This is a genomic window from Microbacterium sp. NPDC019599 (assembly GCF_040632175.1).
In the GTDB taxonomy this organism is placed as follows: Bacteria; Actinomycetota; Actinomycetes; order Actinomycetales; family Microbacteriaceae; genus Microbacterium.
Genome location: NZ_JBEYBL010000012.1, coordinates 59453 through 83017 on the forward strand (window position 1 = coordinate 59453; position 23565 = coordinate 83017).

The 23565-nt window shown below is 70.1% G+C and carries 19 protein-coding genes; 6 read left to right on the plus strand and 13 right to left on the minus strand.

Annotation, left to right across the window (positions count from 1 at the left end):
* Positions 1 to 32: 32 nt before the first annotated feature.
* The 11 genes from manD to ABZ477_RS17545 all read right to left on the minus strand — a co-directional run bounded on the left by manD (position 33) and on the right by ABZ477_RS17545 (position 14259).
* Positions 33 to 1271: a D-mannonate dehydratase ManD gene (gene manD / locus ABZ477_RS17495; RefSeq protein ID WP_360135806.1), complete on the minus strand. Its 1239-nt coding sequence runs from the start codon at positions 1269 to 1271 to the stop codon at positions 33 to 35.
* A 9-nt stretch (positions 1272 to 1280) separates the two neighbouring features.
* Positions 1281 to 3092, minus strand: a complete 1812-nt coding sequence (uidA, locus tag ABZ477_RS17500) for a beta-glucuronidase (protein ID WP_360135808.1) — start codon at positions 3090 to 3092, stop codon at positions 1281 to 1283.
* A gap of 30 nt (positions 3093 to 3122) precedes the next feature.
* Positions 3123 to 4511: an MFS transporter gene (locus ABZ477_RS17505; RefSeq protein WP_360135810.1), complete on the minus strand. Its 1389-nt coding sequence runs from the start codon at positions 4509 to 4511 to the stop codon at positions 3123 to 3125.
* Between the two features lie 74 nt (positions 4512 to 4585).
* Positions 4586 to 5974 carry a mannitol dehydrogenase family protein gene (locus ABZ477_RS17510; RefSeq protein WP_360135812.1) on the minus strand — a complete coding sequence of 463 codons (1389 nt, stop codon included), beginning with the start codon at positions 5972 to 5974 and terminating at the stop codon, positions 4586 to 4588.
* Positions 5971 to 7374, minus strand: coding sequence for a glucuronate isomerase (gene uxaC / locus ABZ477_RS17515; RefSeq protein WP_360135814.1), 1404 nt, complete (start codon positions 7372 to 7374; stop codon positions 5971 to 5973). The genes ABZ477_RS17510 and uxaC overlap by 4 nt, the downstream gene beginning before the upstream one ends.
* Positions 7375 to 7628: 254 nt before the next feature.
* Positions 7629 to 8486: a sugar phosphate isomerase/epimerase gene (locus tag ABZ477_RS17520; protein WP_360135816.1), complete on the minus strand. Its 858-nt coding sequence runs from the start codon at positions 8484 to 8486 to the stop codon at positions 7629 to 7631.
* Positions 8483 to 9616 carry a Gfo/Idh/MocA family oxidoreductase gene (locus ABZ477_RS17525; protein ID WP_360135818.1) on the minus strand — a complete coding sequence of 378 codons (1134 nt, stop codon included), beginning with the start codon at positions 9614 to 9616 and terminating at the stop codon, positions 8483 to 8485. Before ABZ477_RS17525 ends, ABZ477_RS17520 begins: the two co-directional genes overlap by 4 nt.
* Complete coding sequence (locus ABZ477_RS17530) at positions 9613 to 10788, minus strand: Gfo/Idh/MocA family oxidoreductase (protein WP_360135820.1); 1176 nt, start codon at positions 10786 to 10788, stop codon at positions 9613 to 9615. The genes ABZ477_RS17525 and ABZ477_RS17530 overlap by 4 nt, the downstream gene beginning before the upstream one ends.
* Before the next feature lie 45 nt (positions 10789 to 10833).
* On the minus strand, positions 10834 to 11682 hold the full coding sequence (locus ABZ477_RS17535) for a sugar phosphate isomerase/epimerase family protein (RefSeq protein WP_360135822.1): 849 nt from the start codon (positions 11680 to 11682) through the stop codon (positions 10834 to 10836).
* A 194-nt stretch (positions 11683 to 11876) separates the two neighbouring features.
* On the minus strand, positions 11877 to 12302 hold the full coding sequence (locus ABZ477_RS17540) for a hypothetical protein (protein WP_360135824.1): 426 nt from the start codon (positions 12300 to 12302) through the stop codon (positions 11877 to 11879).
* A gap of 112 nt (positions 12303 to 12414) precedes the next feature.
* Complete coding sequence (locus tag ABZ477_RS17545; protein WP_360135826.1) at positions 12415 to 14259, minus strand: phosphoenolpyruvate carboxykinase (GTP); 1845 nt, start codon at positions 14257 to 14259, stop codon at positions 12415 to 12417.
* A gap of 328 nt (positions 14260 to 14587) precedes the next feature.
* Between ABZ477_RS17545 and ABZ477_RS17550 the strand changes: the two genes are divergently transcribed.
* A complete protein-coding gene (locus ABZ477_RS17550) occupies positions 14588 to 15199 on the plus strand; it encodes a TetR/AcrR family transcriptional regulator (RefSeq protein ID WP_360135828.1) in 612 nt (203 codons plus the stop codon).
* A 126-nt stretch (positions 15200 to 15325) separates the two neighbouring features.
* Here the strand turns inward: ABZ477_RS17550 and ABZ477_RS17555 are convergent, their stop codons facing one another.
* Positions 15326 to 16051 (minus strand): alpha/beta hydrolase, encoded by a 726-nt coding sequence (locus ABZ477_RS17555; RefSeq protein ID WP_360135830.1) that lies wholly within the window; start codon positions 16049 to 16051, stop codon positions 15326 to 15328.
* Between the two features lie 255 nt (positions 16052 to 16306).
* Here ABZ477_RS17555 and ABZ477_RS17560 point away from each other — a divergent pair, with 255 nt between their 5' ends.
* The 5 genes from ABZ477_RS17560 (at position 16307) to ABZ477_RS17580 (ending at position 21020) form a co-directional block, all read left to right on the plus strand.
* The gene (locus ABZ477_RS17560) at positions 16307 to 17614 is read left to right on the plus strand and encodes a D-alanyl-D-alanine carboxypeptidase (protein WP_360135832.1); all 1308 of its coding nucleotides are present in this window, start codon (positions 16307 to 16309) and stop codon (positions 17612 to 17614) included.
* A 173-nt stretch (positions 17615 to 17787) separates the two neighbouring features.
* Positions 17788 to 18135 carry a hypothetical protein gene (locus ABZ477_RS17565; protein ID WP_360135834.1) on the plus strand — a complete coding sequence of 116 codons (348 nt, stop codon included), beginning with the start codon at positions 17788 to 17790 and terminating at the stop codon, positions 18133 to 18135.
* Between the two features lie 25 nt (positions 18136 to 18160).
* Positions 18161 to 19030 carry a metal-dependent hydrolase gene (locus tag ABZ477_RS17570; RefSeq protein WP_360135836.1) on the plus strand — a complete coding sequence of 290 codons (870 nt, stop codon included), beginning with the start codon at positions 18161 to 18163 and terminating at the stop codon, positions 19028 to 19030.
* A 71-nt stretch (positions 19031 to 19101) separates the two neighbouring features.
* Complete coding sequence (locus ABZ477_RS17575; RefSeq protein ID WP_360135838.1) at positions 19102 to 19887, plus strand: ThuA domain-containing protein; 786 nt, start codon at positions 19102 to 19104, stop codon at positions 19885 to 19887.
* Entirely contained in the window at positions 19884 to 21020 is a 1137-nt protein-coding gene (locus tag ABZ477_RS17580; protein ID WP_360135840.1) for a Gfo/Idh/MocA family oxidoreductase, read from the plus strand. Before ABZ477_RS17575 ends, ABZ477_RS17580 begins: the two co-directional genes overlap by 4 nt.
* Here the strand turns inward: ABZ477_RS17580 and ABZ477_RS17585 are convergent.
* Positions 20990 to 23452 carry a LuxR C-terminal-related transcriptional regulator gene (locus tag ABZ477_RS17585; protein WP_360135842.1) on the minus strand — a complete coding sequence of 821 codons (2463 nt, stop codon included), beginning with the start codon at positions 23450 to 23452 and terminating at the stop codon, positions 20990 to 20992. The genes ABZ477_RS17580 and ABZ477_RS17585 overlap by 31 nt on opposite strands.
* Positions 23453 to 23565: the final 113 nt, after the last annotated feature.

Genomic DNA, 23565 nt, shown 5'->3' on the forward strand with positions numbered 1-23565 from the left:
GCCGGCGGCGGCGCGTCCGACCTCGCCGCTCGTCACCAGTCGTGCACGGTCCCGTCGAGGAGCCGGTTGTACGGGAGGTAGGCCTGCTCGTAGGGGTACTTGCCCGCCTCGTCGACGTCCAGCTCGACGCCCAGGCCCGGCTTGTCGCCGGGGTGCAGGTAGCCGTCGATCCAGGTGAAGGACTGCTGGAACACCTGGTCGGTGCGCGCGCCGTGCTGCATGTACTCCTGGATGCCGAAGTTGTGGATCGCCAGCCCCAGGTGCATCGCGGCCGCCATCCCGACCGGCGAGATGTCCGTCGGCCCGTGCATGCCCGACTTGATCTGGTACATCGCGGCATAGTCGAGCGTCTTCTTCAGCGGTGAGATGCCGCCCATGTGGGTGACGGCGCCGCGGACGTAGTCGATGAGCTGGTCGCGGATGATGTCCTTGAAGTCCCAGATCGTGTTGAAGATCTCGCCGATCGCCAGCGGCGTCGTGGTGTGCTGGCGGACGAGCCGCAGCGCTTCCTGGTTCTCGGCGGGCGTGCAGTCCTCGAGCCAGAACAGGTCGTACGGCTCGAGGTCCTTGCCCAGCCGCGCCGCCTGGATCGGCGTCATGCGGTGGTGCCCGTCGTGCAGGAGCGGGATGTCGGGGCCGAACTCGTTGCGGACGGCTTCGAACACGCCCGGCAGGTGGTTGAGGTAGGCGCGGGTGTCCCAGTCCTCCTCGACGGGCTTCGCGCCGCGCCGGGCCGGCTCGTGGTCGTAGCGGACGGTCGCGTCCCCCACGTCGGCGCCCTGCGCCGCGATGCCGTAGATCGCCTTGAGCGTCGGCACGCCGGTCTGCACGCGGATCGCCTTGTAGCCCTTCTCCTGGTGCGCGCGGATCGAGTCGAACAGCTCGGGCAGTTCCTTGCCCGACGCGTGGCCGTACGCCATGAGCCCGTTGCGCGAGGCGCCTCCCAGCAGCTGGTAGACCGGCATCCCCGCAGCCTTGCCCTTGATGTCCCACAGCGCCATGTCGACCGACGCGATCGCGGCCATCGTGACCGGACCACGGCGCCAGTACGCGCCGCGGTACAGGAACTGCCACGTGTCCTCGATCCGGGATGCGTCGCTGCCGATCAGCAGCGGCACGACGTGCTCGGTCAGATACGCCACGACCGCGAGCTCGCGCCCGTTGAGGGTCGCGTCCCCGAGGCCCGTGTGCCCCTCGTCGGTCGTGAGCTTGAGCGTCACGAAGTTGCGGTCCGGGCTGGTCACGATGACCTCTGCCTTTTCGATGATCATGTCGATGCCTTACTCGTCGACGGGGCGACTGCTGCTCGCCCCGCTGTGCGTCTTGTCGAGGTTCGTCCACCGGCTCCGCAGAGCGTGAGCGGCGGCCTTGGGTTTGCGGTCGCGGGTGAACACGCCCTTCTTGTTGCCGTCGACGCGGATGATGCCGACGGCGGTCTGGAAGTCCGCGAAGTTCCACACCTGCTCGCCTACGAAGGACTCGATCCGGTCGAAGACCCGGTGGTTCATGTCGAGATACGCGACCTGGTACTCCTCGGTCCACGGCTGGGCGAACACCGAATGCTGGCCCGCGACGGTGTCGGCGCCGTACTCGGTCATGATGATCGGCTTGCCGTACTCGGCCTCCCAGCCGCGCAGCTCGGCCTCGAGGTGCGCTTCGGCGGCCTCGAGGTCGCCCGTGTCGACGTACCAGCCGTAGTACCGGTTGAGGCAGAGGACGTCGAACAGGTCGGAGATCTTGTCGGTGCCGACCCGGGCCATCATGACGTTCACGAACGTGATCGGCCGCGTGGGGTCGAGCTCCCGCGCGAGGGCCGCAAGCGGCTCGAAGTAGGGCCGGGCCTCGTCGACGCCCGAGTCGGGCTCGTTCGCGATCGACCACATGACGACGCTGGGGTGGTTCTTGTCGCGGGCGATGAGCTCGCGGATCGCCTGCGCGTGCGCCTTCTGGGTCTGATCGTTGACCTGGTCGGGTCCGAAGGTCGGCACGATCGGCCCGCCGAGCAGCCCTCCGATGATCGAATAGTTCAGGCCGACCGCCGCCGTCTCGTCGATGACGACGATGCCGTGCCGGTCGGCGTACTCGAGCACCTCCTCCGCGTACGGGTAGTGGGAGGTGCGGAACGAGTTGGCGCCGATCCAGTGCATGAGCTCGAAGTCGTGCACGAGGTATGCGTCGTCGTGGCCCTTGCCGCGCACGGCGGTGTCCTCGTGCTTGCCGAACCCCGTGAAGTAGAAGGGCTCGCCGTTGATGAGGAATCGATTGCCCTCGACCTTCACGGTGCGCACGCCGATCGCGAGCGGGTAGGTGTCGACGACGTCGCCGTCCTGCACGACCTCGGCGATGAGCTCGTACAGATACGCAGCACCGGGCTGCCACAGGTTGACGTCCGCGATGCGGAGCTCGCCACGCGCGCCCTCGCCCGTGGCGACCTCGTCGCCGGCGGCATCCAGGATCCGCACCCGCACGTCGGCGTCGCCGCTCGTGACGACCTCGTACGTGACGACTCCGGCTGCGCCCTCCACGTCGGTGACGACCGTGAGGTCGTCGACGCGGACGGCCGGCGCGCTGTACAGCCACACCGACCGCGCGAGGCCGGCGTAGTTGTAGAAGTCGTGCAGGTAGGTCTGCTTCTTGCGTCCGCGGTCGTCGACCGTGACCGAGCCCGGCGGGATCGTCTCATTCGACAGGCGGTTGTCCACGCCGATCGTGAGGCGGAACTCCTCCCCGGGCCGCACGAGGTCCGTGATGTCGGCCTCGAACGGGGTGTAGCCGCCCACGTGCTCGGCCACGAGCGCGTCGTCGATGTACACGCGACCCGCGTGGGTCGCGGCATCCACCCGCACGAAGACCCGCTCCCCCGCCCAGCCTCGCGGCACGCGCACGCGGCGCTGGTACCAGACCCAGCCGACGTGATCGCGTATCGCGGTGTCGACGAAGAGGTCGTTGTAGCTGGCGGGGACGGGGGCCTCGAGCGCGGTGTCGAGCGTCGCGGTCCACGGGGCGTCGCCGACCGTCGTGTCGAGGGCGAAGCGCCACAGCCCGTCGAGTCGGACGAGCTCCCGCGTGGCGGTGGAGCGAGGTTTCAGCATCGGGAATCCTTTCGGGGTTCGTGGCGCGGGTCAGGCGCGGACGTCGGAGTCGGCGGAGCCGGCGGATGCCTCGGCGAGCGCCGCCTCCTCCTGATCGTCGAGCGCGCGCTGGGCTGCGGCATCCTTCGGGTAGATGCGGTACATGAGCGTCCACAGGACGGCGTTGATCGCGTACGGCACCGAGATGAGCCAGAACATGAGCGACTGCAGACCCAGCGCATCGGCGAGGAAGCCGAAGGCGAGGCTGAAGATCGCCGCGAACAGGCCCTGGATGAACGAGAAGATGAGGGCGTATGCCGTCGCGACGACGCTCTTGTGCACGACCGATCCGACGATCGGCAGGACGGCTCCGGGGTGTCCGAGCGAGCTCAAGAGGCCCGTCACGAAGACCGCGACGTAGACAGCGGCACCAGTGCCCCAGTCGATCTGGAACAGCAGAAAGGTCGACACCGCATAGGCCACGAGATAGCCCTGCATCATCATGACGCGGCCCTTATAGCCGAAGCGCCGCTCGAACCAGTCGCCGAGCAGGCCGCCGGCGAAGCTGCTGATGACCGCGCCGAGCATGTAGGCCGACATGAGCAGAGCGGCATCCGCCGTCGTCCAGCCGCGTTCGTCGACCCAGTACACGACGAAGAAGGCGAACAGCACGAGGCTCGTCGTGAGCATCACCTGCACGGCCATGAAGAGGATCGTGCGGTTGCGGAGGAGCCCGACGGCGTCGCGGAAGTTGAACTTCATCGCATCGGGGTCGATCGCGCCGACCGGCGTGTGCTTCGTCGGCTCGTGCACGAGCAGGAGGATCAGGATGCCGGACACGACGCTGATGCCGCCCATGGCGAACATGCCGTAGCGCCAGCCGTCCTCGACGTTGGCGAACTGGCCGATGAGCGGCGTCGCGAAGACGGATGCGGTCAACGCGATCGTGCGCAGGGTGCCGAAGGCACGACCGCGTTCCTTCGACCGGTACATGTCGACGATCAGGCCGTTGGTGATCGGCTCACTTGCGACGGTGCCGATGACGCCGATGCCGTACAGGATGAACAGCTGCGTCGGATTCTGTGCGAGGCCGGCTGCGACGGTCCACAAACCCCACAGTCCCGTCGCGATGAAGAGGATCCGCTTGCGTCCGAAGCGGTCGGCGAGGGCCGCCCAGATCGGGCCGAACAGCATGCGCGCGAAGCGGCTCATCGCCGTCATGATTCCCAGGGCGCTCGTCTGCAGTCCGAGGGAGTCGCGGATGACAGGGAACAGCGTGTTGACGAGGCCGCCTTCGAAGCCGTCGACGATGCTCGCGAAGGCGAGGGCGACGAGGCCGCCGCCGCGGCCCTTCACCTTGTCGACGCGGGTCGTGCCGGTGTCGGTGCCGTAGGTGCGCTGCGCCTGCGTGGCGTCCAGCGGCTTGCTCGTCTCAGTCATTGCGGACCGCCGAACGGTCGTGTGTCGTGCGCATGGGGTCTCCTTTGGTCATGCGGCGCCGAGGGTGCGGCGCTCTACGCGGTGATGGGGTGTGATGCGGCCGTGACGAGTTCGAGGAACGCGTCGTCGGTCGCGAGGCGGGGTGAGATGAGGTCGATGAGTGGATGGAAGGATGCGGGTGCGCTGAGGGCCTGCGCCATGTCGTCTGCGAAGCCGTCCGCGGGCACGACGCCGAGCCGCACGGCCTCGATCCAGGCCGCGATCGCGCCGGCCGATCCGGTCGGCTCGCCGCCGCGGGCGAGCGTGCGCTCGGCGACGGCCGCGAACCGGTAGCGGACCTTGGTCGTGGCATCCCCCGCGATCTGCGCGAGCCTGTGCACGATGCGGGGGTTCGCGAAGCGGTCGAGCAGAGCGCGTCGGTAGTCGACGTGCTCGATCTCCTCGGGGAGCAGCTGCACGGCCTCGCGCCAGAAGTCCTCGACGAGCGCGCGGCACTCCGGGTCGGCGATGGCTGCCGACACGGTGTCGTGGCCACGGACGAGCCCGGCGAAGGCGAGGATGCTGTGCGCGCCGTTGAGGAGCCACAGCTTGCGGTTCTCCCACGGCTCCAGGTCGTCGACGAAGCGCGCGCCGGCTGTCTCCCACGCGGGCCGTCCCGCCGGGAAGGCGCCCGAGAGCACCCAGTCCGCGAACGGCTCGGTCACGACGGGCGACGCGTCGGTCCATCCGGCGTCGCGCACTGCGTCGACGTCGCCGTCGATCCGCGGCGTGATGCGGTCCACCGACGTGCCGACGAACGACACGCTCGATCCGATCCAGGCCTCGAGCTCGTCCGACACAGGCGCCGCGAGCGCGCGGAGTCCGCGAGAGAGGTAGGCGCCGTTGTCGGGGATGTTGTCGCACGGCACGATCGCGAGGGGTGCCCCGCCGGTGCGACGGCGGGCCTCGAGACCGACGAGCAGGCGGGCGAGCGCTGCGCGGGGAGCGGCATCCTGCAGACGGCCGCCTGTGAAGACGCGGGTGAGCTCCGCGATGTCGTCGCGCGTGACGGCGTCCGCCGGGTCGAGGTCTCCGGCCGCGGTGAGGCGGTAGCCCGCCTCGGTCAGCGTCAGCGTCACGACCGCGACGGCGGGATCGGCGAGGAGCTCGACGAGCCGGTCGATGCGGGACGCGTCGTGCGCTTCGAGGATGCTCGGCACGACCTCGACGCGGTCCGCGTCCTCGCCGCGCACCACGAGGCAGTAGAGCCCGCCCTGCGCCCGCAGCAGCTCCGCCTGGAGCGGTGAGCGACCCGTGAAGGCGGCGATGCCCCAGTCCGCGGCATCCGCCGAATGCGCCGTGTACCAGGCCTGGTGGGCGCGGTGGAAGTTCCCGAGGCCGAGGTGCACGAGGCGCACGCGGTCCGGGCGGGCAGGGCCGCCGCGCTCGGCGAGCGTGCGGTCGTTGAGCGGCAGCGCGGTCACAGCTTGAACGCCTTCCGGGGGACGGCGTCGACGAGGTCGCGCGCGATGCGACGCGCCGTGGGCAGGCTCACCCTGCCCTCGCGGACGAGACGGGCGAGGAAGCTCGAGTCGAGGCGGCGCGCCATGTCGTGACGGGCGGGGATCGAAAGGAAGGCGCGCGTGTCGTCGATGAAGCCGCTGCCGCGATAGAGGCCCGCCGTCTCGGTCACGGCGCTGCGGAAGCGGAGGATCGCGTCGGGCGCGTCCAGGAACCACCAGGGTGCGCCGATGAAGACGCTCGGGTAGAAGCCCGCAAGCGGTGCGACTTCGCGCGAGTACACCGTCTCGTCCACCGCGAACAGCACGACGTGGAAGCCGGGCGTCGTGCCGAATGCGTTCAGCAGCGGCCGGAGGTTCTGGGTGTACTCGGTGCGCACCGGGATGTCGTGGCCCGTGTCGGGGCCGAACGCGGTGAACGTCGGCTCGTGGTGGTTGCGGCTCACTCCGGGGTGGATCGTCATCACGAGGCCGTCCTCGGCGCTCATACGCGCCATCTGGAACAGCATGTGCCCGCGGAAGAGCCGCTGCTCGGCTGCATCGAGCCGGCCCTCGCGCGCCCCCCGGAAGAGCCGGTCGGCATCCTCGCGGGACAGGTCGGCGGTGAAGGGCTCGAGCACGCCGTGGTCGGTCGAGACCGCGCCGTGGGCGATGAAGTGGGCCCTGCGGTCCTCGAGGGCGCGGAGGTAGCCGTCGAACGATCCGGGACGGCCGGTGGCGTCGAGGAGCGCGTCGACCCGGGCGGCGAAGTCGGCGCCGGCGGGATCGAGGTAGGCGTCGGGGCGGAAGGTGGGGATGACGCGCCCCGAGACCGCGCCGGTCGCGACGAGGGCGCGATGGGTCGCGAGGTCGTCGAGCGGGTCGTCGGTCGTCGCGAGCACGTCGATCCCGAAGCGGTCGAAGAGCGCCCGCGGGCGGAAGCCGGGCTCGCCGAGGACGCCGGCGATGCGGTCGTACACCTCGTCGGCGTTGTCTTCGGAGAGCTCGTCGTGCACGCCGAACAGCGTCGCGAGCTCGTGCTGCAGCCAGTAGCCGCTCGCCGTGCCGGCGAAGCGGTGCCAGTTCTCGGCGAGGCGGCGCCACACGTCGCGCGGATCCGCCGGGTGCGAACGGTCGAGACCCAGCTCGGCGAACGAGACGCCCGAGGCGAACAGCAGCCGCGTGACGTAGTGGTCGTGGCGGATGAGGAGGTCCGTCGGGTCGGGGAACGCCTCGTCGGTCAGGAGGAGCGCCGGGTCGACGTGGCCGTGGGGGGAGATGATCGGCGCGGCCGCCACCTCCTGGTAGAGGTCTTCGGCGATCTCGCGCGTGCGCTCGTCGGCCGGCATGAGTGCGGCTGCGGTGATCTCGGTCGTCCCTGACATGACACCAGTATGCGCGCGATTGCGACGTTTGTCAACCGATTGCCAGACTTTCTTTGCTTATGCAGACAAAGCGAAGACCGCCCCCTCCGAACATCGGAGGGGGCGGTCGAGTGCAAGCGGTTGCGCTAGGCGAGGAGCGCCGGCCTGCGGCATCCGGCCCGCCCTCGGCGCGCTCGAGTGGCAGACCCTGCGGGCTCCCTGCGCGCGACCCCGCAGGACCTGCCACCCGAGCGCGCCGAGCGGCGCACGATGCGTCAGAACAGGTCGGCGAATCCCAGTTCCACGAGGTTGTCGTGCGACGTCTGCAGCGCTTCCCAGACCGTCCGGCCGTAGAGGTCGTCCTGCTCGACGAGCAGGTACTCCGCACCGCTGGCGATCGACGCCGGGATGATCCCCGAGAAGTCGAGGTTGCCCTCCCCCACCTCCGCGAACTGCACCACGCCGCTGAAGGCGGCCATGAAGCCTGTCACGTCGCCCTTGGCGAGCGACTCGAACGCGCTGTCCGGCATCTTCCCGATCCGATAGTCCTTCAGGTGGACCATTCGCACGCGCCCCGCGTATTGCTCGATGACGGCCTGGGGACTCACACCGCCCCGCTGCAGCCAGTGCACGTCGAGCTCGAGCCCGACGTTCGGCGCACGGTCGGCGATGATGTCGAGCATCAGCCTCCCGTCGAACTTCGCGAACTCGACGTGGTGGTTGTGGTAGTACAGGCGGATACCGGAGTCGGCCAGCTGTCGAGCATAGGCATCGGTGCGGTCGCAGAAGTCGAGAACCGCCTCGAGCGAAGCCATCGCCTCGAAGGGCAGCATCCCGATCCGGACCATCTGCGTCCCGAGCCGCCGGCTGTCGGCCACGATCTTGTCGAGGTCCTGCTCGAGCGAGTCGTTGCCGCCCGGCCCTGCTTTGAGTCCCGCGGACAGCGCGGCGATCTCGATGTCGAACTCGTCCTTCGCGCGCTGCAGCTGCGCGACGTTCGCCTCGATCATCGGGATCTGCGACACCTCCACGGCGCGGTATCCGATGTCGCGCACGCGGCGGAGCGTCTCGAACGCCCCGATCTCCGCGACGCTGTCCTTCAGCATCATGGCCTGCACGCCGATGCGCGTCATGCGATTCTCCTTGGTTCCGTGTAGTCGAAGTGGTCGTACATGCCGGCGAGAACGTCGTCGACCCGCACCGGGTGCCCCAGGGCGCTCGAGACGTAGACCGCGATGATGACGGCGAGGGCCAGCACGGCGTCGCGGACCGACCCGGCGGGCTCGCGTCCGTCGCGGATGGCGGCGAGGACGTCTTCGTACTGGCGCAGGTGGTCGTCGAAGAGGTCCGGCACGGGACCGTCGCCGCCCGGCAGATCGGCGGCCCCGACCTCGCGCCCGGCCTGATTGCCCGCGCGCGCCCAGCCCCGCGGTGACGCGCCGTCGTGGGCGTCGTCCGCATGGAAGTACTCGAGGAGTCCGTCCTGGACGTACGCGGACCCGCGCGTCCCGTGCACCTGGATGCGCGTCGAGTTCTCGGGGAAGGCCGCCGTGCTCGCCAGGAGCGTGGCCACGGCGCCGCCCTCGAACGAGATGAGCGCGCCCGCGACGTCTTCGACTTCGAGGCGGTCGTGCCCGACCGTGACCGCCATGCCCGAGACGCTGACCGGCCGCCCCATGAGCGACAGCAGCACGTCGACGGTGTGGATGCCCTGGTTCATGAGCGCGCCACCGCCGTCGCTCGCCCACGTGCCGCGCCAGGCGGCCGACGCGTAGTAGTCGTCGTCGCGCCACCAGGCGAGCGTCGCGGTGCCCGACGTGATCGCGCCGAACCGCCCATCCCGCACGGCCCGCGAGATGGCCGCGACGGCCGGCGCGAAGCGGCGCTGCGTCATGACACTGACGACGCGGCCCGACCGCTCGGCGCGTGCCGCGAGCCGACGGGCGCGGGACAGATCGATGTCGACGGGCTTCTCGATGATGACGTGGCATCCCGCCGCGAGCGCCTCCTCCGCGAGGCTCGCGTGGCTCCCGCTGGGGGTCGTGATGACGATGAGGTCGAAGGATGCCGCGGCCAGCGCGTCGGCGAGAGAGCCGAACACCGCCGGCGCGTCGCCGGGCGCCTCGTCCGCCAGCGCCTGCGCGGCGGGAAGCACCGGATCGATGATCGCGGTCAGCACGAGACCGGGGTGCGTGTGCGCGATCCGCGCGTGCGTGCGGGCGATCACCCCCGCGCCCACGAGGGCGACGCGCAGCGCCGTCACCTCGACTCCTGACGCACGGGGTACAGCCCCTCATCCGCGATGCGGTCGTTGAGCAGCCGGAGGAACTCGTCGTCGTCGAAGTCGATCGGCACCTCGCGCCCGGTCCAGCTCGACAGGTGGATCGCGTTCGCGAGCCGGACGCCCAGCATCCCGTCCGCACCGGGCGCGATGAGCGGCTCGTCGCGGAGGATGCTCGCGGCGAAGTTCGCCAGCACGCCGACGTGCTGATCGCCCCAACCCGAGGGGAACCCGATCGTCTCCTGCGTGTAGAGGGACGAGGCATCCAGCTCGCCCATGAACAGGCGCCGCACGTCGTCGATGCCCATCCCGTCGCTCAGTTCGCGCTCGGGACTGTTGAGGCGCGTCACGACGGCCGTGCTGCTGTTCTCGACGACGATCTTGCCGGCGTCGCCCTGGATCTCGAGGCGATCGGTGCCGACGAGGTCGTGGGTCGCCGTGACGAAGACGCCCGTGGCTCCCTCGCCGAAGTCGGCGAGGACGGTGACCTCGTCCTCGACGGCGATGTCACGCTGCAGTCCGTACGAGACCTTCGCGAAGACGGATGCCGGCACTCCGCAGATCCACTGCCAGAGGTCGAGCTGATGCGGCGCCTGATTGACGAGCACGCCGCCGCCCTCGCCGCCCCACGTCGCACGCCAGGCGCTCTGCTCGTAGTAGCCCTGCGGGCGCCACCACGTCGTGATGATCCAGTTGGAGCGGATGATGCGGCCGATCTCGCCGGCATCCACGATCTGCTTGATCCGCTGGTAGAGCGGGTTGTTGCGCTGATTGAACATGACGGCGAAGCGCAGGTGCGGCTTGTCCGCCGCGATCCGGTTCATCTGCGCGACCTGGCCGCTGTAGACGCCGGCGGGCTTCTCGACGAGCACGTGCAGGTCGCGCTCGAGCGCGTCGATCGCCATCTCGGGGTGCAGGTAGTGCGGCACGCACGTGATGACGGCGTCGACGTGGCCGGAGTCGAGCAGTGCGAGGTGGTCGTCGTAGCGGGGCACGTCCGGGTACCGCGCCTGCGCGATCTCGAGTCGAGCCGGGTCGGTGTCGGCGATCCCGCCGATCGTCATACCGGGCACGCGGCCGTCGGCGATGAAGCTCGCGTACATCGAGCCCTGCGCGCCGAGTCCGATGATGCCGAGGCGGACGGTGTCGGTCATGTCATGTCTCCTGATTCCGTGTGAGGTCGTGCGTCCGGGAAGCGTCTAGCGCAGGACGATGCCGGCGTCGTCGGCGATCCTGCGGAAGGCGCGGGCCGCGACGCCGAACGCGAAGGGTCCGGAGAAGCCGCCCAGCTCGTGGCCGTCGGCGAGGTGCGGCTCGAGAGACGCGAAGCCCGTGTAGCCGTCGGCGGCGAGCGCCTGCACCGTGGCCGCGACCTGACCGTCGCCCTGCCCGGCGGGCACGACCTCGCCCGTGGCGGAGAGCGCGTCCTTCACCTGCAGGTAGTCGAGGTAGGGGCGCAGGAGCGCGTAGCCCTCGTCGTGCGGGCGCGCGACGCCCACCTGCACGAAGTTGGCGCTGTCCCACGCGACCCGCAGCGCCGGCGAGCCGACCGACTCGACGAGGTCGAGCACGCGCTCGGGGGTGTCGCCGTAGATGCCCTTCTCGTTCTCGTGGAGCAGCACGACGCCGGCGCGCTGCGCGGCATCCGCGAGCAGCGACATCCGCGTCAGGACGGCGTCACGCGCGTCCTCTGCGACCTGTCCTTCGAGGAAGAACGAGAAGATCCGGATGCTGGGCGTCCCGAGTGCGTGCGCGACGCGGACGATGCGCGACAGGCGCGCGACTTCGTCATCGGGGTCGCCGTCGAGGGCGACCTTCCCGATCGGAGAGCCGATGGCGGACACGCCCATGCCGGACCGCGTGAGGATCGCGCCCAGCTCTTCGAGCCGTTCGTCGTCGAGGTCGACGACGTTCACGCCCCACGCGCTGCGCACCTCGATGAATCGTGCGCCGAGCGCCTGAAGCACGGCGACCTGCAGCTCGGGGTTCGGATGGATCTCGTCGCCGAAGCCGGACAGATTCCAGGAAGTGGGCTCAAGGTCGGGCATTCGTCGCGATCCTCTCTGATTGCTGATCCTGGAGCGCTCGCCAGGTGGACGCGTGGAAACTCTACGGGTTCTGAACCAGAAAGGCAACCGATTGCCACCCGAAGCTTCGAACTGATTCAGAATCGATCGGAGCGTGATGCGACTGCCAAGCGAAATCGATTGACACCGCACACGACGATTGCGTGCCCGTTCCGTCAGCGGCTGTACTCGACCTCCCGGCGGCAGGCCGCGACATCGTCCTCACCCACGTGCGGGGTCGAGTCGACTCGGATGGTGAAGCGCAGGACCGTATCCACCGGCCCGTCGATCGACACGCTCTTGCGGGCGGACCCGACCGGCTGGGAGGTGTTCTCGTCGGTGTACGCCGTCACGATGACGGTCACCTCCTGAGGTCGCGAGGACTCCCCCGTGATCCTCAGCGCGGCCGCCACCGTGCCGGAAGCCGGGTCGTAGACGCACGCGGCGTATCTCTCACCGGAGGCCCAGTCGACCTTCAGCTCCTCGGCCGCCTCACCCTCGTCGCGCGAGGCGACCGACCAGGCGATGACCGCGATCAGGACGAGGACCGCCGCGACCAGGACCGCGGCGGCGATCGCGCGTCGGCTGCGCGGCCTGGTCACCGTCGCCGCCGTTCACCGGGCGAGGCGAAACTGTTCCCCACGACTGCAGTATGGGCCAGCGACTCGTCCGGCCGGACTGCAGATCATCGTCCCCCGGCTGAACCGCGGGCACTCAGGTCGGGTCGGCGTTCATCTCCCAGTTCTTGGGCGACCGCCACAGTGCGCTCGTCGTGAGGGATCGGATCATCTCCATCTCCTTGGGGAGGCGGGTGTAGAGCTTCATGAAGAGCTCCTCGACGTCCAGCAGCTCGCTGGTCCAGTCCCGGCGGTTGATCGCCATGCAGGCGAAGAAGTCCTCGTCGGAGAAGTCCAGGCCGTTCCAGTCGAGATCCTCATAGCGCGGCATCCAGCCCAGCGGGCTCTCGATGCCCAGGGCGCGGCCGCGGGAGCGGGCGACGATCCACTGCAGCACGCGCATGTTCTCGCCGAACCCGGGCCAGAGGAACCGCCCCTCGCCGTCACGGCGGAACCAGTTCACCTCGAAGATGCGCGGAGGGTTGCGGACCTTCCGTCCCAGTGCGAGCCAGTGGTTGATGTAGTCGCCCATGTGATAGCCCGAGAACGGGAGCATCGCGAACGGATCCCGTCGCACGACCCCCTGCTCGCCGAACGCGGCGGCGGTCGTCTCGGAGCCCATCGTGGCGGCCATGTAGACCCCGAACGCCCAGTTGAAGCTCTGCACCACGAGCGGGATCGTGCCCGCCCGGCGACCGCCGAACACGAACGCCCGGATGGGCACCCCCTCGGGGTCGTCCCACGCCTCGTCCAGCGCCGGGTTCAGCGTCGCGGGTGAGGTGAACCGGGAGTTCGGGTGCGCCGCCTTCGTGCCGGACTCGGGCGTCCAGTCGTTGCCCTGCCAGTCGATCGCGTGCGCCGGCTTGGGCCCGTCCATCCCCTCCCACCACACGTCCCCGTCGTCGGTGAGCGCGACATTCGTGAAGATCGTGTCGGACCGGATCGATTCCATCGCGTTCGGGTTCGTCGCGTACGACGTGCCCGGCGCGACCCCGAAATAGCCCGCCTCCGGGTTGATCGCGCGCAGCGCGCCGTCCTCCCCCGGCTTGATCCACGCGATGTCGTCCCCGACCGTCGTGACCTTCCACCCCGCCTCGGCGAACGCCGGCGGCGGCACGAGCATCGCGAAGTTCGTCTTGCCGCACGCGGACGGGAACGCCGCCGCCACATACGTCTTCTCCCCCTCCGGGTCGGTGACCCCGAGGATCAGCATGTGCTCGGCCAGCCACCCCTCGTCGCGCGCCATCGTGGACGCGATCCGCAGCGCAAGGCACTTCTTGCCCAGCAGCGCGTTGCCCCCGTACCCCGACCCGTAGGACCAGATCTCCCGCGACTCCGGGAAGTGCACGATGTACTTCTCCGTCGGGTTGCACGGCCACGCGGCATCCTGCTCGCCCTCGGCCAGCGGCGCGCCCACCGTGTGCATGCACGGCACGAAGGCGCCGTCCGCACCGAGGACCTCGGCGGCGGCCCTGCCCATGCGCGTCATGATCTTCATGCTCACCACGGCGTACGGCGAATCGGTGATCTGGACGCCGAGCTGAGCGATCGGCGAGCCGAGCGGGCCCATGCTGAACGGCACGACGTACATCGTCCGGCCCGTCATCGACCCCGTGAACAGGCTCTTCAAGATCCGCCTCATGTGACGCGGGTCCATCCAGTTGTTCGTCGGACCCGCGTCCTCCTCACTTCGCGCGCAGATGAACGTGCGCTCCTCCACGCGCGCGACATCGCTGGGGTCGCTGCGGGCCAGGAAGCTCCGCGGCCGCTTCCCGGCGTCGAGACGGATGAACGTCCCGGCCTCGACGAGCTGCTCGCACAGCGCGTCGTACTCCTCGTCCGAGCCGTCGCACCACACGACGTCGGTCGGCGTGCAAAGCCGCGCCATCTGCTCCACCCAGGCGACGAGCCCGCGATGCTGGATCCACTCCGGTGTGCTCATGATCCGAGCATCCCCTGCCTCCCTCTTCGGCACCAGACGTGTGCCGTCGCGCGCAGCCGCGCGGCACCGGGATGCTGGGCGCTCCGGGCGGCGCCGGGTGACAGCATCCGCCCCGCCGCAATGTCGCCGATCGCCGCTTCGTCACAGCCGAGTGCGGCGTGTCGGTGTGACGTTGTGGCTTTCTGCGACTCTGCGGTGCGGGGTCACGGGAGGATCGTGGGCACGAGCCCTCCGTCGACGCCGAGCGCACGGGCCGTCGTGGCTGCCGAGAAGTCCCGTGCGAGCATCTCGACTTGACGCTGTCAAGCGATTCGGCGAGGATTCTCGCATGGAGCAGATCTCCCCGGCGGGCAGCGCTCGCGACGCCCTCCTCCGGGCCGCGAACGAAGAGCTGATCGAGAAGGGCCATGCGGCCGTGAGCCTGCGGGCGGTCGCGAGGCGCGCAGGCGTCTCCCACGCGGCCCCCGCCCACTTCTTCGGCGATCGGGCCGGGATGCTCACAGCCGTCGCGACGGAGGGCTTCGCTGCCTTGTCGCGAGCGCTCGAAGACGCCGCGCGGCATGCGACGGACTCGGGGCGGCCGGTGCTCGAGGCGCTGGGGCGGGGGTATGTCGACTTCGGGCTCGAGCATCCCGCCCTGATGGAGCTGATGTTCCGCCGGTCCGAGCTGAACCCAGACGACGCCGGATTGATCGAGGCGCAGCGATCGGCGCTCGGCTGCATCCGGGCGGCGGTCGCCGACCTCGCGGGCGCGGATGCCGATCCCGATGCCGAGGAGTGGTCGCTCGTCAGCTGGGCGGTCGTCCACGGCCTCGTCTCGCTGGTGCACGAGGGGGTGCTCGCAAGGGTCTCCGAGAATGATCCGGATGCTGCCGCCGACCTCGCCCGCCGGCTCGTGGCGGTGTACGGCGAGGGGCTGGCCTCGATCGCCCGGCGCTGACTCAGCGCGCGCCTCCTCGCGGGAACAGCGGCGCGCGATGTGCTCGACGGGGAGTCGAGCACATCGCGCGGCATGGGTTCGGACGCTTCGGCCCGTTTCGACGGACGCCCTGGCTGAAGGCCCGGCTCAGGCCACCGCGTCGAGCGCGCGCGCGATGAATGCGGCCGCTTCGGCCGGGCGCGCGATGAAGGCGACGTGGCTGCCGTCGATCTCCTCGGTGACCGCACCCATGCGCTGCGCCATGAAGCGCTGCGCCTCCGGGGCGATCGCGTGATCCTCGGCCGAGACGAGGTACCAGGTCGGCTTCTCGGTCCAGCCCGCGTATCTCAGGGGCTCTCCCGCGGCCGCGGCGGCGAGGGGTCGCTGCGACACGGCCATCACCTGCGCATCCGCTGCGGGCAGGTCGGCGGCGAAGGTCTCGGCGAACTGCGTCGCGTCGATCACGAGGTCCGGGCCGCCCACGGCGCCGACGGCGTCGTAGGGCGTCGGGCGAACGGTGCTCGCGAGGAGGGGTGCCGGGAACGGTTCCTGCACGCTTCCGACGCTCTCGCCCGCCGCGGGCGCGAAGGCCGAGATGTAGACGAGGCCCGCGAGGTTGCCGAGGCCCTCCGCGGCCTGTGTGATGACGGCGCCGCCGTAGGAGTGCCCCACGAGGACGACGGGTCCCTCTATCGCCGCGGCGGCGGCGCGCACAGTCGCGGCGTCGAAGCCGACGCCGCGCAGCGGGTTGGCCGGGGCGATCACGCGGTGACCGCGCGCGAGCAGCTCGCGGATGACGCCGGCCCAGCCGGATGCATCCGCGAACGCGCCGTGGACCAGGACGGCGGTGGGCGTGGTGGAGGTGGGGTTCATACTGTTCCTTCCGATAGACTTGACATTGTCAAGTGATTGATGGAAGTCATGATCGCACACCTCACTTGACACTGTCAAGCACACTCGTTCCGTCGGGGATGCAAACCGATCGCTCTCGCCCGGACGCGATATATCGGTCGCCGCAGGCCCGGATGCTCGCGGCGTCCGCGATGATGAGGACAGCATCCGGACGGGAGACCCACGATTACGACGCAGCCACAGTCGACCGATGAGTTCGCCGATTTCGCAGAGCTGATGCGCCAGAGTCGAGAGTCCGCCGACCACGGCTCCCAGATCGATCCGACCGCGCGGCGCGGCCGGCGCCGCCGCGGCCTGACCATCACGGCGATCGTGCTCGCGGTGATCCTGCTGGCGGTCGGAGGCTACACGGGCTGGGCGCTCACCGCACCGCTCCCCGTCCCGGTCGCGAACTCGCAGACTCCCGCCGGTGCGACCCCGAGGCCCGCCGTCATCGCCCTTCCCTCCGAGGGCGCGTCGGCCCTCAGCATCGAGGGCGGCGAGGACTACCTCGGGCCATCCGCGAGCGGGATCTGGGCCTCGAGCGGGGATGCCGCGCCGCGGTCGATCGCGAGCATCACAAAACTCATCACGGCGCTCGTCATCCTCGACGCGAAGCCGCTGGCCGACGCCCACGATCGAGGGCCGACCATCGTCTTCGGCAAGGCCGCGCACGACCTCTACGACGCGTACTACGTGCGGGGCGCCACGATCGCGCCGATGCCCACGGGCACCGAGCTGTCGCTGCGGGACGCGCTCGCCACGATGCTCATCCCCTCGGCGAGCAACTACGCCGATGCCATGTCGACGTGGGCGTTCGGCTCGCGCAGCGCGTTCCTCAGCGCGACCGCGACGTGGCTCGCAGCCCATGGCCTCACCGGCACGACGATCGTCGAGCCGACGGGCCTCGACCCGCGCAACACGAGCACGCCCGCCGACCTCATCGCGATCGGCAAGCTCGCGGCGGCGAACCCCGTCGTCTCCGGGATCGTCGCGACCCCGTCGCTGTCGCTGCCGGGTCCGGGCCCGATGCTCAACACCAACGACCTCCTCGGCCGCAACGGGATCACGGGACTCAAGACCGGCAACCTGGGCTCCGGCAGTTTCAACCTCCTCTACACGGCATCCCTCGACGTGGGCGCGGCGCAGCCCCTCACCGTGACGGGGGTCATGCTCGGCGGCGCGTCGCGGCAGTCGGTCGACTCAGAGGTGCTTGCGCTGCTCGACAGCATCCGAAACGGCTTCCGCGACGTGCCGCTCGCCACGAGCGGCCAGCAGATCGGCACGTTCACGACGCCGTGGGGCTCCGAGGCGCAGATGGTCCTCGCGGAGGACGCCTCGATCTTCGCGTGGTCCGACACCTCCGTCACCGCCACGATGTCGACGACGACACCCGAGACGTACGAGGACGGCGAGCCGGTCGGAACCGTCACGTGGACTGCCGGGCCGAACACCGCGACGGCGAGCGTGGAGGTCGAGGGCAGCATCGAGCCGCCGACCGCATGGTGGCGGCTCACCCACCCGTCCGAGCTCTTCGCGCAGTAGGCCCCGAGGTGCCGCATCCGACGGTCCGCGTTCGGGATGCTGTCACCTTCCGGCCGACGAGCGCCCACGGCACGGCGCGGCCCGCGCCGTGCTCCCATGGCAGGCTTGAGCGTGCACGTCTCGTCGGGCTCTCGCGCAGCATCCCGGCCCCACCCCGACCGCAGGAGTTCCATGTGCGACACAGCGCCATCCACGCGGGGTCCGGTCGAGTGAGCCACGACGACGAGCCCACCCGGCGCATCGAGCTGACGCTGCACAGGCCCTGGTTCGCGCTCTACGCCGGCGTCCGACCGACTCTCGTGATCGGCGGTCGCGGGCAGCCGGTGCAATGGGGCGTCGGCACGTGGCAGATCCCGTCGGAGGACACCGTGACGATCGGCGTCTTCCTCTTCAACCGGCTCTGGCGGTTCGGGCAGGCGGACTTCGCCATCGAACCGGCACACACTCCGGCCCTGGTGTACCAGGCACCGGCGCTGCCCTTCCTCCGCGGCCGGATCCGCCTCGGCAGCACCTCGCAGTAGCGGCTCGATCGAACGGATGAATCGGATGCCTCTCCCCGACGTCGACACCCACGTCACCTACCCCGACGGCGCCACCGGCTCCACCGGGACCGTCCTGCACGTCGAGCCCGTCGACGGCGGTCGCGCCGCCGTCCTGCTCGACACGACGGCCTTCCACCCCGTCGACACGGCCTGGCCCGATCAGCCGGCCGACCGCGGAGCCCTCCACACTGCGGACGGGGATCGGCCGATCGTCGAGGCCGTCACGGGCGGCATCCACGAGGGTCGGCTGCACCTGGGTGGGGACCTCCCCGTGCGCACCGGCACGGACGGATGGACCTTCGTCGTCGCGCACCTCGTCGAGGGGGAACCGCCCGCGGTCGGCAGCACCGTCCGCGTCGCCGTCGACGAGGACCACCGTGCCGCGCTGTCGGCGGGACACACCGCGTGCCACCTCGCGTCGCTCGCCCTCGATGCGGCCCTCGCCGGCGCGTGGACGAAACCCGCCCCCGTCGACGGGCTCGGCAACCCCGCCTTCGACTCGCTCGCCATCCAGTCCTCGCGGATCACGCCCCACGGCTCGGTCGACAGCTACCGGATCGGGAAGTCGCTCCGGCGCAAGGGATTCGACCCCGCCGTCCTGGACGACCTGGAGTCGATCGCGACCGCGGCGAACGCCCACCTGGCGGACTGGGTCGCCGCCGGAGGTGTGATCCGCATCGAGCGCACGGATGCCGCGCTCTCCGCCCGCCGAGCATGGGTCTGCGAGCTGCCGCAGGGCACGGTCAGCATCCCGTGCGGCGGGACCCACGTGCACGACGTGAGCGACTTCGCCGCCATCTCGGTGTCGCTCGCCGTTGCCGAGGTCGAAGGCGGCCGCGAGGTCACCATGACCACGACCGCGCGGATGCCGTAGAAGCGCCCGGCCGGACGAGGGCCGGGCGGCCCGCGCAGTGCCGAGACTCACTTTCAGACAGGAGACCGAACATGCACCAGTCCGCACCGCTGAACGTCCTCGTGTGGGGCGAGAACCGGCACGAGCAGTTCGACGAGAAGGTCCGCGCGATCTATCCCGACGGCATGCACGCCACGATCGCCGAGGGCCTGGCGGAGAACCTCGGCGAGCGGGCGGTCGTGACGACGGTCACGCTCGACGACCCCGATCAGGGCATCACGGAGGAGCTGCTCGAGCGGACGGACGTGCTGCTCTGGTGGGGGCACATGGCGCACGGCGACGTCACGGAAGAGACGGTGGACCGCGTGCAGCGGGCGGTGCTCGCGGGCATGGGCATCATCGTGCTGCACTCGGGGCACTTCTCGAAGATCTTCCAGCGGCTCATGGGCACGTCGTGCGTGCTCCGCTGGCGGAATGGCGATGACCGCGAGCTGGTGTGGACGATCGCGCCCAGCCACCCGATCGCACAGGGCGTCTCGAACCCGATCGTGATCGAGGCGCAGGAGATGTACGGCGAGTTCTTCGACGTCCCGACGCCCGACGAGGTGGTCTTCATCAGCTCGTTCAGCGGCGGCGAGGTCTTCCGCAGCGGCATCACGTACCAGCGCGGATTCGGCCGCGTGTTCTACTTCAGCCCGGGCGACCAGGACTACCCGGTGTACCACCACCCCGATATCCGTCGCGTCCTCTCCAACGGCGTCGTCTGGGCCGCGGGAGAGCGTCGACGGCGCGAGGCGCCGCAGATCGCGCGGTACGACGTCGGAGAGTTCTCCGCGCCCCTCGTCTGGCCCGTCGCGGCGGACGAGCCCGCGTCGTGACCCGCCTGATCCCCTACACCGGGCGCCCGCTCCGGGCGATCGTCGTGGGTGCAGGTCCGATGGGCCGCGGGTGGCTGCGCAACCTCCAGGACTCCAAGGACGTCGAGCCGGTCGCCCTCGTCGACCTCAGCCTCGACGCGGCCACGTCCGCACTGGCGGAGCTGGGCCTCGGCGGCCTCGCCGTCGCTCAGCGCATCTCCGAGCTGCCCGACGGCCTCGACGCGGACGTCGTCGTCAACGTCACCGTCCCGGCGGCGCACCACGCGGTCTCGACGGAGGCGCTGCGCGCGGGCTACCCCGTGCTGACGGAGAAGCCGCTCGCGCCGACTGTCTCGGAGGCGCTCTCACTCGCGGCGGCGGCCGAGGCATCCGGTCACCTGCTCATGGTGAGCCAGTCCCGCCGCTACTACCGGACGCTCGACCAGTTCAAGAGCGTCGTCGACCGTCTCGGGGAGGTGGGCCTCATCAGGGCCGACTTCTTCAAGGCGCCCCGGTTCGGCGGCTTCCGCGACGAGATGGCGCACCCGCTGCTGATCGACATGGCGATCCACGCCTTCGATGCGATGCGCTACCTGGTCGACGACGAGGTCGTCGCCGTCTACTGCGACGAGTTCAACCCGGCGTGGAGCTGGTACCGCGGCGATGCGAGCGTCGTGGCGACCTTCACGCTGCGCTCGGGCGCGCGGTTCGTCTACACCGGCTCGTGGTGCGCCGACGGGCTGGAGACGTCGTGGAACGGCGACTGGCGGATCAGCGCCGCCCGCGGAACGGCTCGGTGGGACGGCGAGTCGGCGCCCACGTGGGAAGGGGATGCCGAGATCTCCGCCGTCGATCCGGGCGAGATCCCCGAGGAGATCGCGGGCTCGCTCGCCGAGTTCGTCGCGGCCGTGCGGACGGGCGCGCCCACGCCGAACTCCGCCCGCGGCAATCTCGCGAGCCTCGCGATGGTCGAAGCTGCGGTGCTGTCGGCCGAGCGCGGCGAGCGCGTCATCCTCCAGGACGTCGTCGACGAGGCCCTCCAGAAGGCCATCGCGGACGAGAGGGATCCCGAGATCGCCGGGGTCCTGCGCAGCTGGGCGGGTGATCGGGGCACCGGGATCGGTCACGGGTCGGTCAGCAGTCCGCCTCGGTAGGCATACGCGGTGGCCTCCGCCCGACCGCGCACCGCGAGCTTTCGGTAGATGGACACCGAGTGGTGCATGACGGTCTTCACCGAAAGGCCCAGTCGAGTGGCGATCTGCTTGTTGGAGTCCCCCTCGGCAAGCAGCCGCAGGACTTCATGCTCTCGAGGCGTCAGTGTCGGCGCCTCTGACCTCGTCCTCGACTCCCGCTGAGCGGCCTGGGAGCGCAGCCAGCCGATCGCCTCCTCGCCGGCCCTTTCCGAGGAGAGGAGCTGCCCGGCGCCGACGAGATCGAACGCAGCGGCTCCCAGCCGATCCACGACGTGCTTCTGGGCGGCGTCGATCGCTTCGCGGTGACGCGGCGCCATCGCCCGCAGCACGCGTTCGCGATCGGCGCGCACAGCCCCCAGCATCCGTGCCGCGAACCGCATATCGCCGAGGCCGGCTGCGATCAGAACCGTCTGTACCAACGAGATCTCCGACTCCAGCGACCATCCGCGCTTCGCCCCCTGCGCGAGCCGCTCGGCGCACCAGCCGGCCGCGGCGCGGAAGCGCCCCGCATCGATCTCCACGCTCGTGAGTGTGGCGAGCACGAAGCCCTCCTGAATGACATCGCTGCGGGCCCGTGCGAGCGCCAGCGCATCCTCGAGGGGCGGAAGAGGGATGTCATCGGACAGCGACCCGGGTGGAAGCGTATGGAGGATGACGGCTGCGCCGACCAGCGTGTACGAGTCGTGGAGTCTCGAGCCGCGCTCCAGCGCGCCGACCGCGATCGAGATCGCCCTCGGCAGATCTCCCACGGCATGTGCGGCGGCTGCCAGCCAGACGGCGAATCGTGCCGCCCACACGGGGCTCGGCAGAGACTCGGCCTCCTGGGCGCCCTCCGCGGCGAGTCGCATCGCGACAGGCAGATCTCCGGTCACGACGTGCGACATCATGCCGAAGAACTTCGTCTGCAACGAGATCAGCGGCCACGTGTCGGCGTCGATCAAGTCGGAGGCCGCACGAAATCTGCCCCGGACAGTCGCAGCGAGGCCACTTCCGTCCGGTGACATCGCCAACAGGTAGGAGCTCCAGAGGAACACCCGGGCGCGGGTCTCCTGGTCCAGGGACGCGAGGTCGCGCGACATGATCAGCCGGTCGAGGAGCTCGCTGACCGCCGCCCCCTCCGCGAATCCGTGGAGCACTTCGGCGCAGTCGACCAGCCACGAGGCCGCTCCCGCTTCCCCTTCATCCACGAGTCGCCTGGCCTCGTACGCAAGATCGCGCCGCATCACCTGAGCGGGGGTCACATCGGCGATCGATCCCGCGGATCGCGCCGCCGATGCCGCCTGAACGAGCAGATCAGCCAGCACGACTCGACGTCGGCGGTCATCCCCCTCGACAGGCGTCGACACCTCCTGCACGTATGCGCGCACGATGGGAAGCAGGCCGAACACCCGCTCGCCAGAGACGCTCGTCCGCGGCTCGATGAGGCGGAGGTCGACCAGTCTCTCCAGATCGTCCAGCGTCTCGAACGCGGCCCGGCCGTTCAGCGAGACGGCAGCCTCGAACGGGAAGGAACCGGTGAAGCCGGACAGCAGTTCGAGCAGCCTGCGCTCGCGAGGCGCGAGATCCGCGCACGTGGAGGCGAGGGCGTCGCGGATCCCCGAATGGACGGTGTCGATCGGGGCTGTGAGCAGGTCGAGGCCTCGCCCCGCGCCGCCATCCCGCAGCTCACGCACGAGTCCTGCGACGGACACGATCCGCACTCGCGCTGCAGCGAGTTCGATGGCGAGGGGCAGCCCGCCCACGAGTCGGCAGATCTCTGCGACGTCGCGCGCGTTCTCGCCGGTCAGCTGGAACCGGGGGTCGGTACGAGCGGCTCGATCGACGAAGAGGCCCACGCTCGGATTCCCCGCCAGTTCGTCGAGGGAGGCGCATTCATCCGGCACCTCGAGGGGACGCAGATGGACGAGCGCGATCGATTCACCGGGCGGTCGATGCCGAGCGACCAGGAGCGTGAGGCCGGGGCATCGCCGCAACAGCGCCTGGGCGGGGTCGGGCTCGAGCGCGAGCTCATCGGAGTTGTCGAGCGCGAGGACGACGCGTCGCCGGCCGACCCGAGCCGCGATCGCGTCGACTCCGTCTGTGCCAGGTGAGTCCGCCCTCCGGGCCAGTCCGAGTCGCCGAGCCGCCTCATCGAGCAGGGCAGTCCCTGCGGGCGCGCCGGCGAGGTCGACATCCCACACCTCCATGCCTGGCGGCGGGGAGCCGGCGAGTTCCGAGAGCACGGCCGACTTGCCCACACCCGAGCGGCCCGCGACCCCGATGTACCTGGTGCCACGGCGCAGCAGGCGCGTGAGCTCCGCCAACTCGGCTTGTCTCCCCAGCAGCGTCATGCGTCCTCGCACTTTCGCCGTCACGACCCCCGATGCCGTGCCGGTCGCCCCGCGGGTGCCCATCAAGACTCCACCGCCGAGCACCCGATGGGTCTCAGGGTAGGGCAAATGCCCTATGGCCGCCCGTCTCGCGGCCACCCTAGGCTCACCCGTCGAAGGCTGACCCCCATGACCTG

Bases quoted from the DNA above. Each gene is read 5' to 3' on its own strand.
- manD (WP_360135806.1), bottom strand. From the start codon at position 1,271: ATGATCATCGAAAAGGCAGAGGTCATCGTGACCAGCCCGGACCGCAAC.
- uidA (WP_360135808.1), bottom strand. From the start codon at position 3,092: ATGCTGAAACCTCGCTCCACCGCCACGCGGGAGCTCGTCCGACTCGAC.
- ABZ477_RS17505 (WP_360135810.1), bottom strand. From the start codon at position 4,511: ATGACTGAGACGAGCAAGCCGCTGGACGCCACGCAGGCGCAGCGCACC.
- uxaC (WP_360135814.1), bottom strand. From the start codon at position 7,374: ATGTCAGGGACGACCGAGATCACCGCAGCCGCACTCATGCCGGCCGAC.
- ABZ477_RS17520 (WP_360135816.1), bottom strand. From the start codon at position 8,486: ATGACGCGCATCGGCGTGCAGGCCATGATGCTGAAGGACAGCGTCGCG.
- ABZ477_RS17530 (WP_360135820.1), bottom strand. From the start codon at position 10,788: ATGACCGACACCGTCCGCCTCGGCATCATCGGACTCGGCGCGCAGGGC.
- ABZ477_RS17535 (WP_360135822.1), bottom strand. From the start codon at position 11,682: ATGCCCGACCTTGAGCCCACTTCCTGGAATCTGTCCGGCTTCGGCGAC.
- ABZ477_RS17545 (WP_360135826.1), bottom strand. From the start codon at position 14,259: ATGAGCACACCGGAGTGGATCCAGCATCGCGGGCTCGTCGCCTGGGTG.
- ABZ477_RS17550 (WP_360135828.1), top strand. From the start codon at position 14,588: ATGGAGCAGATCTCCCCGGCGGGCAGCGCTCGCGACGCCCTCCTCCGG.
- ABZ477_RS17555 (WP_360135830.1), bottom strand. From the start codon at position 16,051: ATGAACCCCACCTCCACCACGCCCACCGCCGTCCTGGTCCACGGCGCG.
- ABZ477_RS17560 (WP_360135832.1), top strand. From the start codon at position 16,307: ATGCGCCAGAGTCGAGAGTCCGCCGACCACGGCTCCCAGATCGATCCG.
- ABZ477_RS17570 (WP_360135836.1), top strand. From the start codon at position 18,161: ATGCCTCTCCCCGACGTCGACACCCACGTCACCTACCCCGACGGCGCC.
- ABZ477_RS17575 (WP_360135838.1), top strand. From the start codon at position 19,102: ATGCACCAGTCCGCACCGCTGAACGTCCTCGTGTGGGGCGAGAACCGG.
- ABZ477_RS17585 (WP_360135842.1), bottom strand. From the start codon at position 23,452: ATGGGCACCCGCGGGGCGACCGGCACGGCATCGGGGGTCGTGACGGCG.